The organism is Methylosinus sp. LW4 (genome assembly GCF_000379125.1).
Classification (GTDB): domain Bacteria; phylum Pseudomonadota; class Alphaproteobacteria; order Rhizobiales; family Beijerinckiaceae; genus Methylosinus.
Genome location: NZ_KB900626.1, coordinates 2,280,026 through 2,293,351, shown reverse-complemented (window position 1 = coordinate 2,293,351; position 13,326 = coordinate 2,280,026). Strand labels below are relative to the sequence as shown.

The 13,326-nt window shown below is 65.8% G+C and carries 10 protein-coding genes and 1 tRNA gene; 8 read left to right on the top strand and 3 right to left on the bottom strand.

Translation table 11 applies throughout. The features are described from left to right. Positions 1-109: 109 nt before the first annotated feature. Together METLW4_RS24675 and METLW4_RS0111470 are read right to left on the bottom strand one after the other, a co-directional pair. Positions 110-1,288 (bottom strand): DUF5666 domain-containing protein, encoded by a 1,179-nt coding sequence (locus METLW4_RS24675; protein ID WP_157235068.1) that lies wholly within the window; start codon positions 1,286-1,288, stop codon positions 110-112. Next, a complete protein-coding gene (locus tag METLW4_RS0111470) occupies positions 1,285-2,148 on the bottom strand; it encodes a DUF6502 family protein (RefSeq protein WP_018266356.1) in 864 nt (287 codons plus the stop codon). Before METLW4_RS0111470 ends, METLW4_RS24675 begins: the two co-directional genes overlap by 4 nt. A 228-nt stretch (positions 2,149-2,376) precedes the next feature. Between METLW4_RS0111470 and METLW4_RS0111465 the strand changes: the two genes are divergently transcribed. Genes METLW4_RS0111465 through METLW4_RS24670 form a run of 3 tightly spaced genes read left to right on the top strand, consistent with a single transcriptional unit; the run spans position 2,377 to position 4,716 of the window. Beyond that, on the top strand, positions 2,377-3,900 hold the full coding sequence (locus METLW4_RS0111465; protein WP_245258439.1) for a glycosyltransferase family 4 protein: 1,524 nt from the start codon (positions 2,377-2,379) through the stop codon (positions 3,898-3,900). Next, complete coding sequence (locus tag METLW4_RS27770; protein WP_018266354.1) at positions 3,897-4,040, top strand: hypothetical protein; 144 nt, start codon at positions 3,897-3,899, stop codon at positions 4,038-4,040. Before METLW4_RS0111465 ends, METLW4_RS27770 begins: the two co-directional genes overlap by 4 nt. Before the next feature lie 40 nt (positions 4,041-4,080). After that, positions 4,081-4,716 carry a LabA-like NYN domain-containing protein gene (locus METLW4_RS24670; protein WP_018266353.1) on the top strand — a complete coding sequence of 212 codons (636 nt, stop codon included), beginning with the start codon at positions 4,081-4,083 and terminating at the stop codon, positions 4,714-4,716. Here the strand turns inward: METLW4_RS24670 and METLW4_RS0111450 are convergent. After that, entirely contained in the window at positions 4,638-5,843 is a 1,206-nt protein-coding gene (locus METLW4_RS0111450) for an MFS transporter (protein ID WP_018266352.1), read from the bottom strand. The two genes, METLW4_RS24670 and METLW4_RS0111450, sit on opposite strands and share 79 nt — an antisense overlap. 289 nt (positions 5,844-6,132) lie before the next feature. On the opposite strand from METLW4_RS0111450, the gene METLW4_RS0111445 reads away from it, so the two are divergent. The 5 genes from METLW4_RS0111445 to METLW4_RS0111425 all read left to right on the top strand — a co-directional run bounded on the left by METLW4_RS0111445 (position 6,133) and on the right by METLW4_RS0111425 (position 13,306). After that, the gene (locus METLW4_RS0111445) at positions 6,133-7,059 is read left to right on the top strand and encodes an MBL fold metallo-hydrolase (protein WP_018266351.1); all 927 of its coding nucleotides are present in this window, start codon (positions 6,133-6,135) and stop codon (positions 7,057-7,059) included. Between the two features lie 206 nt (positions 7,060-7,265). Beyond that, positions 7,266-8,825, top strand: a complete 1,560-nt coding sequence (locus tag METLW4_RS0111440; RefSeq protein WP_018266350.1) for a leucyl aminopeptidase — start codon at positions 7,266-7,268, stop codon at positions 8,823-8,825. A 107-nt stretch (positions 8,826-8,932) separates the two neighbouring features. Further along, positions 8,933-9,008, top strand: a tRNA-Glu gene (locus METLW4_RS0111435). A gap of 576 nt (positions 9,009-9,584) precedes the next feature. Beyond that, positions 9,585-10,670, top strand: a complete 1,086-nt coding sequence (gene lptG / locus METLW4_RS0111430; protein WP_018266349.1) for an LPS export ABC transporter permease LptG — start codon at positions 9,585-9,587, stop codon at positions 10,668-10,670. Further along, positions 10,670-13,306, top strand: a complete 2,637-nt coding sequence (locus METLW4_RS0111425) for an LPS-assembly protein LptD (RefSeq protein ID WP_083919261.1) — start codon at positions 10,670-10,672, stop codon at positions 13,304-13,306. The genes lptG and METLW4_RS0111425 overlap by 1 nt, the downstream gene beginning before the upstream one ends. Positions 13,307-13,326: the final 20 nt, after the last annotated feature.

Genomic DNA, 13,326 nt, shown 5'->3' with positions numbered 1-13,326 from the left:
AGGCGGCGAGGGCGTTGCAATTTCTAGAGTGTTTTCGAGCGAAGTGGGAATCTGTTCGCGGGCACAACACCACAGCCGGCCGCCGCCTCCGATTTTTGCGATTCGCCGCTCATCGCCCCGACCGGCCGAAGCCGGGGTTCGGCGCGCCGCCGCCGCTGCCGAAGCCGCCCGGCCCGGAAGGAAAGCCCGGACCGACGGGACCCGTCGGGATTGCAGGAGTCCCATAGCCGCGCGGCGCGGCCGAAGAGTCGAGGCCGGACGGAAATTCGACGCCGACGCCGGGGGATGTGTCGGCGGGCCGGCGCGTCGGGCTCGGCGGCTCCGGGATCTCGCGCTGCTCCTTGGCGGCGCCGCGCTTGCCGAGCGTCTCGCTCGTCGTCAGCGAGCGGATCGACCAGCCGCCCGCCGATGTCGCGTCTATGTCGACGACGGCGCGCGCCACGCCCTGGAAGGAAAGGTCATGGCCGCCGCCGAGCGACAGGCCGCTCGCGGTCTTCACTGTCGCGCCGCGCCGCTCGAGATAGGTCTCCACCAGAAAATTGCTCGGCCCGCGCGGGAGCCAGGCGTCGGCGGATGTCGAGATCACGTCCAGCGTTCCATCCGCAGCCGCGCCGCGCACCAATATGCGTTGGCCGAGCATGGCCTCCGCGACGCCGGACAGGGTTTGTGCGCCGATGGCGAGCCGTCGATCCGCCGCGCGCGTGACGACGCCGGCGAGCTGGGCGGCGCCGGGCTCCACGCGCTCCACGAGGCTCGCGACGATCGTCTGATCCGGCAGGCGAAGGCCGCTCACCGCCACATGCTGGCCGATGGCGAAGGCGCTCGGCTTCTCGATCCTGGCGCCGCGCCCGAATTCGATTCTTTGGCCGAGAACGCGCAAGCCATGGTCGAAGACTTGCTCCACCGGCCCGACGACCTCGCGCAAAATCTGAATTTTATTCGTCGTCGATCGTCCGCCGTCGTCGACGGCCACCAGCGAGACGACATGGCCGATGCGCAGATCGCCGACGCTCGCCGCGTGGCCGTCGATGCGCACGTCCGCGTCCGCGGGATAGGAGATGCGAAGCCCGTTGACGATGATGCTGCCGAAAGCGCGAATGGTTCCGACGACGCCGGTTCCGCCAATGCCATTGTCGCGGTCGGGAATGACGGAAATATAGCCGGTCCCGCCAATGCCATTGTCCTTGGGCTTGTCGCCCGCGGCCTGGACGCGCGTCACGGCGGAAGAGAGCAACGAGGCGAGCAGGCTCGCCAATTGCCGTCGAGTCGGATGGCGGAACGGGCTCACGCGCGCGCGCCCTTCTTTCCGCTCGCCGGCTCGCTCGACGGCCGCTCGTCCTCGCGATAGACATAGACGCCGAAGGTCCAGCGCCAGCGTCCTTCCTCGTCGCTGCGCTGGAGCGTCTGCGCCTCGCGATTGGCCGCGATCAGCCCTTCCATCGCCAGCTCGCGCGACAGCGCCTCGAGACGCCGCGCGCCATCTTCCGAGAGGCCTTCATAATGAACGGCGCGCTCCATGAAGGGCGCCGGCTCCTGAACGATATTGGCGGCCGCCGCCGCTATGTGATCGTGGAGATTGCGGCCGAAATAGTAGAGCTGACGTTCGTCGCCCTTGTCGGGCGCGATGGCCGCCTCGCCGAGCACGACGCGTCCATCCGCATCCAGCGAGACGATCTTGCGATCGAGCCATTCGTCGAGCACGGCGCGCGGCCGCACGTCGCGCGTCACTTCCTCGACCAGCGATTCGAAGGTCGGACCGCGGCCCGGCGATCCGGCGCGCCGCAGCGGCGCCGGGGCGCCTTTCCGATCGGCGAAGCGCCGGTCGCCGAGCCATAGAGCGACGATTTGCGAGGTGCGCGAGACGCTGGCGGGAACGGTCCGCACCGGCGCGCCGGCCTCTCGGAGGCGGCGGACCTCCTTGCGGTGAATGCCGGTGAGCAGGCTGATGCGGCTGTCGGTCTGCTCCTTGTCCGGCAGAGCGCAGTCGTGAACCGCGACATTCACATAGAGCTCGCGCAGCAGCTCGCAGAGCGCGGGAAATGTCACGCCATAGCGAATCAGCAGCCGCACGAGCGGACGCAGCAGCCGGGCGATCGGCTGTTGCAGGCGCGCGGCGTCGGTAAGCCCATTGTCCTCGCTATCGGCCATGATCGAATCTAACCCGCGACGCCGTGGGACACAATCCCACGCGCTCTTGACAGTCTGGATTTTTGTTCGCAGAGTGCGTGGGATATTTTCCCACGCCGCGCGAAGGGTCGGCGGATATGGGCGAATGTCACGCTCGAAACGCGCTTTCTCGACCAATTGCCGATGACGGCTGTGGTCGAAAGGCGCGAGGCGGCGGCGATCGTCGGAGCATTCGGGAAACTTCGAGCCATGAACATGCATGCAACGCCGGATTTTCTGAAAGACGCAGCCTCGGCCCGGCTCGCCGAAGACATGGCGCGACAGCAGGACATGGCGCGACAGCAGGACATGGCGCGACAGCAGGATGAGGCGACGCGGATCGCGCTCTATCTCGCTGCGCAGATTCAGAAAGAGCATTTCGAGCTGCATCGCCAGCGCGTCGCCGGCGCCATCGATCCCGTCACCGCGCATTGCTATCTGAAGATCAAGGAATTCGTCTGGACCATGACGCGTCTGCTCGGCCTCGCGCATCTGCACGACGGCACGCGCAAGCGCATTCCCGCGCCGCGGCATCCTCTGAATCCGCTCGGCGAGAACGACCCCACTCGCGCCATTCTCGACTCCGCCTCGCCGCGCCTCTTCATCGATGTGACGCCGACCTATCGGCATGGCGGCAATCAGGGAATTCAACGCGTCGTTCGTGAGATCGCCAAGCGTTCCATGCGCGGCGAGGGCGCGCTTCCCGTGGTGATCGCCAATGGTCGGCTCGCGCCTTTCTTCGAGCGCCGCGCGCCGCTGCCGACGATAGAATTTCGCAAGGGCGACAAATTCCTGATCTTGGATGCGAGCTGGCAGGCGACGGGCGAATATGTTCCGATCATCGAAAAGCTGACGGCCGCGGGCGGACAGCTCGTCACTCTGGTCTATGATCTCATCCCGCTGACGCAGCCGCTCAGCGTCGCCGCGCCGATGACGGATCAATTCAGGACATGGTTCGAATCCATCGTGCTGAAGAGCGATCGCATCCTCTGCATATCGCGCAGCGTGGCCGATGACGTCGTCGCCTATATCTCGCGCGAAGGCGCGCGGACGAAGCCGGATCTGCGCGTCGGCTGGTGGCGCCTCGGCGCGGATTTCGACGAGCAGGCCGAAAAATCCGTGTCCGCCGAGGCGCGGGCGATAGCGGCCGACGAGACGCCTTTCTTTTTGAGCGTCGGCACGCTCGAGCCCAGAAAAGCCTATCCGATCGCGCTCGAAGCCTTCGATCTTCTGTGGCGCTCCAATGTCCTCGACGCGCGCTATGTCATCATCGGCCGTCCCGGCTGGCAGAGCGAGGCGCTTCAGCGCGAGATCAGAGAACATCCAGAGTTCGGTCGCCGTCTCTTCTGGCTGAACGATGCGAGCGACGCCGATCTTCGCCATTGTTATGAGCGCGCGCGCGGCTTGATCTTTCCGTCCATGGTCGAAGGATTCGGCCTGCCGCTCGTCGAGGCCGGCCGGCGCGGAGTTCCCGTCATCGCCTCGGATATTCCGGTGTTTCGCGAAATCGCCGGCCCTGACGTCCGCTATTTCGATCTTCTCGATTCGGTCGATCTCGCGCGCGAGATTCTGCGTCTCGCGCGCGAGGCGCCGATGCGCGGCGAAGCCTCCTATCTCACATGGGACGACGCCGCGGATGCGCTGCTGAAGCTGGTGACGAATGACGCCTATCAGGCGCGAATCGCCGGCGCGGCCAGCGATTTTTGCAACATGCCGCAACAGGAGCCTTCATGAATCTATCGGTCATCATGATGATCCAGCCGCTGATCGAGAAAGCCGACGGCGTTCTCCGGCTCTTGGGCAATGGGCTCGTCGTCATCGACCTCGCCGGCTTTCTGCTTATCCTCGGAGCTCTCGTCTTCGAGCTATTTTGACGCCGCCGCCAGAGCGGCGCATGCGGTTGCGAGACAGAAAATGCGAAGCGCAATATTCATCGACGGCGCGAATCTTCATCTGACGGTCAGCTGTCTCGGCATAGAGCTCGATTACGCCCGGCTGCTACGGACGCTGCGCGGAAAGGCGTCCTCCGCTCAGGCCTTCTATTATGTGGCGTTGAGCGACACGCAAGCCAATGGCTCCATAAATCGGCTGACGGACTGGCTCGCCTATAATGGATATATCGTCGTCGCGAAGCCGATCGCCGAAACGATCGACGGCTTCGGCCGGCGACGGTTCAAAGGCAGCATAGACGTCGATCTCGCCGTCGCCGCCATGGCGATGGCCGAACGTGTCGATGCGATGACATTGGTGTCGGGCAATGGCGCTTATCGATCGCTGATCGGCGCCGTTCAGCGCAAGGGCGTGCGCGTCTCCGTCGCGTCCACGATCAAGACGCACCCGCCGATCATCGCCGAGGAGCTGCGGCGCCAGGCCGATGACTTCATCGATATCGGCGCCATAGCGGATAAGATTAGACGCGTCTCCATCGCGAATGTCGGTTTGATCGAAGCGGCCGAGGAGAGCGCTGGCGATCACGCGGACGCCTTTGCGTCTCCTGCGGGAAGGAAGATCGCGAGCAGCCCGATCAGCGGCAGGAAAGAGCAGATCTGATAGACGAATTCTATGCTCGTGCGATCCGCGAGCGCGCCCAGCGCCGCTGCGCCGAGTCCGCTCATGCCGAAGGCGAAGCCGAAGAAGAGGCCGGAGACTGCGCCGATGCGATTGGGCGTCAGCTCCTGCGCATAGACGAGAATCGCCGGAAAGGCCGAGGACAGCATGAAGCCGATCACCGCGCTGAGGCCGACCGTCGCCGGCAGGCCGACATAGGGCAGGGCGAGCGTGAAGGGCAGGACGCCGAGAATGGAGCCCCAGATCACGCGCTTGCGGCCGAGCCGATCGCCCACCGCGCCGCCGATGACCGTGCCTCCCGCCGATGTGGCGAGAAAGACGAACAGATAGATTTGCGAGTCCCGCGGCGACGTGTCGAAACGGCTCATCAGATAAAAGACATAATAATTGCTGAGCCCGGCGAGATAGACGAATTTCGAGAACATCAGCGCGATGAGCACAGCGAGCGTGCGGCGGCGTTGCGCGGGCGAGAGGCCGGCGCTCCCGCGCGTCGCCGCGCTGGACCGGGTCCGCGCATGGCCATTGCTGCGAATCCAATGTCCGAGCGGCGTCACCACGCAAATGCCGGCGAGCGCGACGAGCGCGAACCAGGCGAGGCTGCTCTGTCCGCGCGGCAGAATGAAGAATGCGGCGAGCAATGGTCCGAGCGAGGAGCCGAAATTTCCGCCCACCTGAAACAGCGATTGCGCGAGGCCATGCGCGCCGCCCGAGGCGATGCGGGCGATGCGCGAGGATTCGGGATGGAAGATGGAGGAGCCGACGCCGAGCAGCGCCGCCGCCGCGAGCAGCGCCGGATAGCTCGGCGCGAAGGCGAGGCCGAGCAGGCCGCACAGCGTCGATCCCATGCCGACGACCAGCGAGAAGGGTTGCGGGCGGCGATCGGTGTAGAGGCCGACCAGCGGCTGCAGCAGCGAGGCGGTGATCTGATAGGTGAGGCTGAGCAGGCCGATCTGCCCGAAATCGAGATCGAACCCGCCCTTCAGCAGCGGATAGATCGCCGGCAGCAGCGACTGCATCATATCGTTCAGAAAATGGGAGAAGCTGATCGCGCCCAGCACGGGAAATGCGGGCGCGCCGGCCTCCGGCCGATCGGCGACGGATCTGCTCAAGGGGACGCCTTTCTCCCTCGGCGCGCGAGACCGCGGCTGGAGAGGGAATTCCGACTCGGGGCTCACGCCGTCCGAGGCGGCGAGTCATAAAAGGCGAAGCCTTCGTCGTCCACCCGAAGAGGCGTCGCTGAGGGGAGGAAAATCGACGCGGCGCGCGCGTCGCCGCGCGATTTTTCTCTCTTTGCTCTCGCCGGAGAGAATAAGCGGCCCCGCCAAAAAATCGCTTGTCGGCGCGGGCCGCATATGTCTATTTCCTAGTATATTGGTCAGTTAATGGAGCCTCCCGACGATGCCTAAGATCGCCCGCGCCTCCCTCGTTCTCGTCGCGAGCGTTTTCGCTCTCGCGGCCGCGGCGCAGCAGCGCCCCGACTTCAGCAAGGTCGAAATCAAGACGACGCAGCTCGCGCCGAATTTCCATGTTCTGGAAGGGCAGGGCGGCGCGATCAGCGTGCTGAGCGGCCCCGAGGGCGTGCTGCTCGTCGACTCGCAATTCGCGCCGCTGACCGACAAGATCGTCGAGGCGATCAAGAAGATCTCCGACAAGCCGATCCGCTTCCTCGTCAATACGCATGTGCATGGCGACCATGTGGGCGGCAATGAGAATCTGGCCAAGTCCGGCGCGCTGATCTTCGCGCGCGATCAGCTGCGCGCCCGCCTTCAGAATCCCAATCCGGCTGCGGATGGAACGCCCGGCAAGCCCGCCGTGGCCGAGGCGCTGCCTGTCGTCACCTATGACAATCAGGTCACCATTCATATCGACGGCGAGCATGTGCGGCTCATTCCCATCCGCAACGCGCATACGGATGGCGACACGCTGGTCTTCTTCCCCGAGCACGACATTCTCGCGGTCGGCGATTATTTCCGCAGCACGGGCTATCCGGTCGTCGATCTCAACAATGGCGGCACGCTCGCCGGCATCATAGACGGGCTCGGCGCCACCATCGGCCGCGCCGGCCCCAACACCAAGGTCGTGCCCGGCCATGGCCCGATCGTCGGTCGCGATGCGCTCATCGCCCAGCGCGATCTCATCATCGCCGTGCGCGACAAGGTCGCCGCGCTCGTCGATCAGGGCAAGACGCTGGAGGAGACCATCGCCGCCAAGCCGACGGCCGAGTTCGACGCCAAGGTTCCGAATGCGGAGCAGAGCTCCGAGCGCTTCGTCAAATGGCTCTACGCCGAGGTCAAGGCGGCCAAGACCAAGACGGCGGCGCGCTGAACCGAGACGATTTCACCTCGACGCGAAGGCGGCCGGCGACGGCCGCCTTCGGCTTATTTGCGGCCCGCTCTCGACGCCGGCCCCGCCGCTGCGGGCGGCGGCCGCGCTCTGACGAGCGTTGACCCTCGGCGCCGTCGGGACGATAGTGCGGCAACGACTCCGCGCAAATGCGGCAAGCGCCTGTTTTCCCTATGAGAGGTTAGAAGATGTCCGCCTATGTGAAAATCGAGACTGTGTCTTTCGGCGAGGCGGAGCGACGCCTGGCGACGGCTTCGGAGGACGGCGGCAAACCTCTCGTCCTCGTTGCTCTCGCCGGCGCCAAGCTGCGCTTCGGCTCCGAGTCGGAGACCATTCTCAAAGAGGCGCTCCCGCAGCTGACCCGCGCCGCCGCCGCGGCGAAATTCACCGGCAAGCGCGGAACCTCGCTCGATCTCTATGCGCCGCAGGGGCTTCCCACCGTCGGCCGCCTGCTGGTCATCGGCGTCGGCGCCGCCGCGGAGGGCGATGCGGCCGATAAGGCCGAGATCTTCGACGATTTCCTCGGCCTCGGTGGCCAGCTGGCCGCCAAGCTCGGCCAGGGCCAGAATGCGCTCGTCGTCTTCGATCCGCCGGAGGCCCCGGCCGATCCCGCCGCTGCGGCCGGCCAATTCGCGCTCGGCGCGGAGCTGCGCGCCTATAAGTTCGATCTCTACCGCACCAAAAAGAAAAAGGACGATACGGAGCGCGACGGCGCGAGCGACATAGCGCTCGCCATCGCCGACCCGGACGCCGCGCGCGCCGCGGTCGGGCAATCGCTCGGTCTCGCCGAGGGCGTCGTCATCGCCCGCGATCTCGTCAATGAGCCGGCCAATGTCCTCTATCCAGAGGAATTCGCGCGCCGCGCCGCCAAGCTCGCCGCTCTCGGCGTCGAGGTGGAGATTCTCGATGTTCCGGCGCTGCAGGCGCTGGGCTTCCGCGCGCTGCTCGGCGTCGGCCAAGGCTCCGCGCATCCGAGCCGCGTGGTGGTGCTGCGCTGGAACGGCGGCGCCCCCGGCGCGCAGCCCATCGCCTTTGTCGGCAAGGGCGTCTGCTTCGACACGGGCGGCATCTCCATCAAGCCCGCCGCCAGCATGGAGGATATGAAGGGCGACATGGCCGGCGCCGCGGCCGTGACCGGCCTTCTCCACGCGCTCGCCACGCGCAAGGCCAAGGCCAATGTCATCGGCGTGCTCGGCCTCGTCGAGAACATGCCCTCGGGAGAGGCGCAGCGGCCGGGCGACATCGTCACCTCGCTCTCCGGCCAGACCATCGAGATCATCAACACCGATGCGGAAGGGCGCCTCGTGCTCGCCGACGCGCTCTGGCATGTGAAGGAGAAATACAAGCCAGCCTTCATCATCGATCTGGCGACGCTGACCGGCGCCATTCTGGTGGCGCTAGGCCAGGAGCACGCCGGCCTCTTCTCCAACAATGACGAGCTGGCGGGCCGCATTCTCGAGGCGGGCAAGGCGACCGGCGAGAAGCTGTGGCGGCTGCCGATGGGGCCGGCCTATGACAAGCTCGTCGATTCGAAATTCGCCGATATGAAGAACACGGGCGGCCGCCACGCCGGCTCGATCACGGCGGCGCAATTTCTGGAGCGATTCGTCGACAAGACGCCATGGGCGCATCTCGACATCGCCGGCACGGGCATGGGCTCCCCGGCCTCCGACATCAACCAGAGCTGGGCTTCCGGCTGGGGCGTGCGGCTGCTGGACCGTCTGGTGAAGGATTATTACGAGGCCTGACGAGAAGGCCGCCCCGCCGGGCTTCGGCGGGGCGGCGAAAGACGCGCGATTTGGTTCCGATAACCTCTTGCTCGACCGACCGGAGCAGTCTATAGACCCCCTCGTCCGCTCCCTTCGTCTAGTGGCCCAGGACGTCGCCCTCTCACGGCGAAAACACCGGTTCGAGTCCGGTAGGGAGCGCCAAGAAAATCAAGCAGTCATGGCTGGAAGTCGCGCCCAAGTGGGCTGCGCGCCCGATAAGCGTCGGCCAGCCCTGGCCGCATTCAGCCGTGGACTCTCGCGGCTCGAGCGAGATCATATTCGTAACGCGAATAGCCGACTTCCTCGCGCATCGTGGCGCGCAGTCCGGGCGCCGTGACGCGCCGGCCGAGCGGCGCGAATGACCGAGGCCTCGTATCGGGGACGGATTCGCCGCGGAGCAGGAAGCGAGCCCACGTGAAACGGCGCTCGCATCGGGCGGGGGAGGCCGATCGCCTCCCGGCGGAGCGATGGCGAGGAAGACTCCTCGAATTCCTGTGAAGGGAGCGTTGGCGGGCAGGCGCTTCGCCCAGGAAAAGCCTCGAGCCGGGGGCAGCTTGCACAGGCCGCCGATCGACCCTGGCGCCGGCCTCGGCTTGCGCCGCGGCGGCGGAGCGTCTAGCCAAGCGGCTCGGATCAGCCGCGCCCGGGCGGGGCGCATCGGGGGGAAGGGCGACGACGGGCGATGGCGATTGGTTCTGCGCGACATGTGCCGGCGTCGTCGCGCCGCGCGAGGGCGGCATGATCGGCGTCACCATCACGCGCTATCTCGCCGCGCGCTTCACCCGGACGATCATGGCGATCTTCGTCACCATGTTCTGTCTCATGTTCGTCGTCTATTTCGTGGAGCTGCTGCGCCGCGCCGGCGACGTGCCGCAGGCGGGCGCCGGCACGGTGGCGCTGATGACGCTGCTGCGCGTCCCCGCGACGGCGGAGATGATTCTCCCCTTCGCCGTGCTGTTCGGCTCCATGGCGACCTTCGTCGATCTCACCCGCAAGCTCGAGCTGGTGGTGGCCCGCGCCGCCGGCATGTCGGTCTGGCAGTTCCTGCTGCCGCCGGCCCTGGTGGCGGCGGCGATCGGGGTCGTCTCGGTCACGCTCTACAATCCTGTCTCCGCCATGATGAAGATGCGCTCCGACCAGATGGAGCTCGACCTTTTCGGCGTCGAGGGCAGCGTGCGCATCGATCACGGCAAATGGTTCCGCCTCAATGGCGTCGACGGCCAGGCGATCATGCATGCGGTCGATGTGCGGGCGGGTGGGCTCGCGCTCGACGGCGTCAGCGTCAATGTCTATCAGAAGGACGGAGTCTTTCTCGAGCGCGTCGAGGCGCAGCGGGCGCGGCTGCAAGCCGGCGTCTTCGTGCTCGAGGACGCCCGCGTCAGCGCGCCGGGCGAGGAATCGCGGGCCGTCGGCTCCTATCTGCTGGCCACCGATCTGACGCCCGAGCAGCTCGCCTCGGCCGCCACGCCGCCGCAGGGGGCGCCCTTCTGGGATCTGCCGCGGCTCGGCGACAGCAGCCGCGACGCCGGCCTCGACCCGACCGGCTATGCGCTGCAATTCCAGACGCTTCTGGCGCGTCCGCTGCTGCTCGTCGCCATGGTTCTCGTGGCCGCTTCCTTTTCATTAAGATTCTTTCGATTTGGCGGAATCGCGCGGACCATTTCGGGTGGCGTCGCGTCGGGCTTCGTGCTTTATATCGGCACGAAAATCTTTTCCGATCTGGGTGGCGCAGGCGTCATCAGCCCGCTCGTCGCTGCTTGGTCGCCTGCTCTCGTCGGAAGCATGTTGGGTGCGCTCGCTCTCTTGCATTCGGAGGACGGCTGATGGGCCTTCGCCGTCGTCGCCGCACTCGCGAACATAGGCCAAGCGTGGAGCGCCTCCGCTCCGCGCCGGCTGTGTCGCGTCGCGTCTCCTGGGTCCTGCCTGTCCTTTTTCCGGCCCTCGCGGCCTTTCTCGCCGCCGCGCCCATCACGGCGCGCGCGCAGCCTGTGGCCGCGCCGCCGGCGGAGAGCGCGCAGCGCATGGTGGTGGAGGCCAAGGAGCTCGCCTATGACGAGCGCCGCAATGTCGTCACCGCGCTCGGCTCCGTGCAGATCTATTACAAGGGCCGCGTGCTGGAGGCGGATCGCGTCGTCTATGACCGCAACACGCAGCGCGTCTTCGCCGAGGGCCACGCCAAGCTGACGGAGAAGGACGGAACGGTCGCCTATGCCGAGCGCTTCGACTTCACCGACGACTTCAAGAACGGCTTCATCGAAAGCCTGCAGGTCGAGAGCGCCGAAAGCACGCATTTCACCGCGCCTCACGCCGAGCGCACGGGCGAGGTCATGACCTTCGACCAGGGCGCCTATACCGCCTGCGACGCCTGCCAGGACGATCCGACCAAGCCGCGGCTGTGGACGGTGCACGCCAAGCGCATCATTCACGACAATGACGAGAAGGTGATCTATTACGAGGACGCCTCGCTCGAGCTGTTCGGGACGCCGATCGCCTATATCCCCTATTTCTGGTCGGCCGATCCCTCGGTCAAGCGCAAGTCCGGCTTCCTCAATCCGCAGCTGACCTATCGCCAGCAGCTCGGCTTCGGCGTCGGCGTGCCCTATTATTGGGCGATCGCGCCGGATTACGACCTCACCATCACGCCGACGGGCTTCACCCGGCAGGGGCCGTTCCTCTCGGCCGAGTTCCGTCAGCGGATGGAGAACGGCTCTTACATCATCCGCGCCGAGGGCACGCATGTCAGCGACCCCAGCGCCTTCACCATCGCGCCCTATGGCGCGCGCAACGAGCGTTGGCGCGGCTCGGTCTATTCGAATGGCGAATTCGCGCTCAACGACAATTGGCGCTTCGGCTGGGACGTCACCGCGCTCAGCGATCGCTATTTCCTGCAGGACTACAAGCAGTACAACAGCTTCCTGCAGAACTACTTCTTCCGCGAGGCGTCCTCCACCGTCTATCTGACGGGGCAGGGGCCGCGCAGCTATTTCGATCTGCGCGGCTATTACTTCCAGGGCCTGTCGGCGACCGACGTGCAGGCGCAGCAGCCGGTCGTGCATCCGCTGCTCGACTATAATCGCGCATTCGACGTCGATCCGGCCAAGACCTTCGGCATAGGCGGCCAGATCACGCTGGACGCCAATTTCACCAGCACCTCGGCCAGCATCGCCAATTACGAGTCGATTCAGCCGCGCACGCTCGATTCGGTCTACGGCCTCTACAATGTCTGCCAGCTCTACTCGCCCTCGGCGGACCCTTATAAGAGCGGCTGCCTGCTGCGCGGCGTCGGCGGCAATTACGAGCATGCGACGGCGATGGCCTCCTGGCAGCGCCGGATCATCGATCCGCTCGGCGGCGTCTGGGCGCCTTTCGCCTTCACCCGTGTGACGGGCTCTTATCTCAACTACGACACCAATAATTCCTACGCCGCCTACAACAGCTATTGGCAGCCGATTCCCAATTCGGCGCAATCGCTGTTCGTCAATGGCTCGGACAGCGTGTTTCGCGGTCAGGCGACGCCGGGCGGCGGCGTCGAATGGCGCTATCCCATTCTGGCGCGCAGCAGTCTCGGCGACCTCGTCGTCGAGCCGATCGCTCAGCTGGTGGCGCGGCCGAACCAGACGTCGATTCCCTCGCTCGTCAACATGGACGCGCAGAGCCTGGTCTTCGACGATTCCAACCTGTTCGAATGGAGCAAATATTCCGGCTACGACCGTTTCGAGACCGGCACGCGCGTCAATTACGGCGGCCAGGCGACCATGACCTTCGCCAATGGCGGCTTCATCAACGCGCTCGCCGGCCAGTCGCGGCAGCTCGCCGGCAAGAACGGCTATTCGACCGCGGATGCGGCCAATGTGGGCCTCTCCTCCGGCCTCGACACGCGCACCTCGGACTGGGTCGGCCGCCTCGCTATCGCGCCCTCCTCATTCTTCAGCATCGTCGGCAAGGGGCGTTTCGATCCAGACGGATTGCGCGGCCGGCGCATCGACGTCGTCGCCTCGTTCAAGCTCGATCCGCTCACCGTCAACCTGCAATACGCCAATTACGCCTCGCAGCCCGTCATCGGCTTCGACCAGCGCCGGCAAGGCTTGTCGGTGAACGGCCGCTACGACATCACCAAGAATTATTTTCTCACCGGCTCCGCCACTTTCGACATGAGCCGCTATCTCTACAATTCCTTGACCGTCTCGCCGGCGACGAATATCACGCTGACGGGCAGCACCATCACGGGATCGGCTCCGCTGTTCTCGGTCGCCGCGCTGGGCCTGGGGGGCGGCTACAAGGACGAGTGCACCACCTTCTCCATCAATTATTCGTCGGTCTTCCAAGGGAACACCTCCACCGGTCTCTCGCGGAACCAGACGATCATGGTGTCGTTGCAATTGCGCACGCTGGGCGACGCCAAGTTCAACTATGGGCTCGGCTCGCTCCAGCTCAACGACGGCGTGCGCACTCAGCCCTGACGAGCGAACGTCGTGACGAC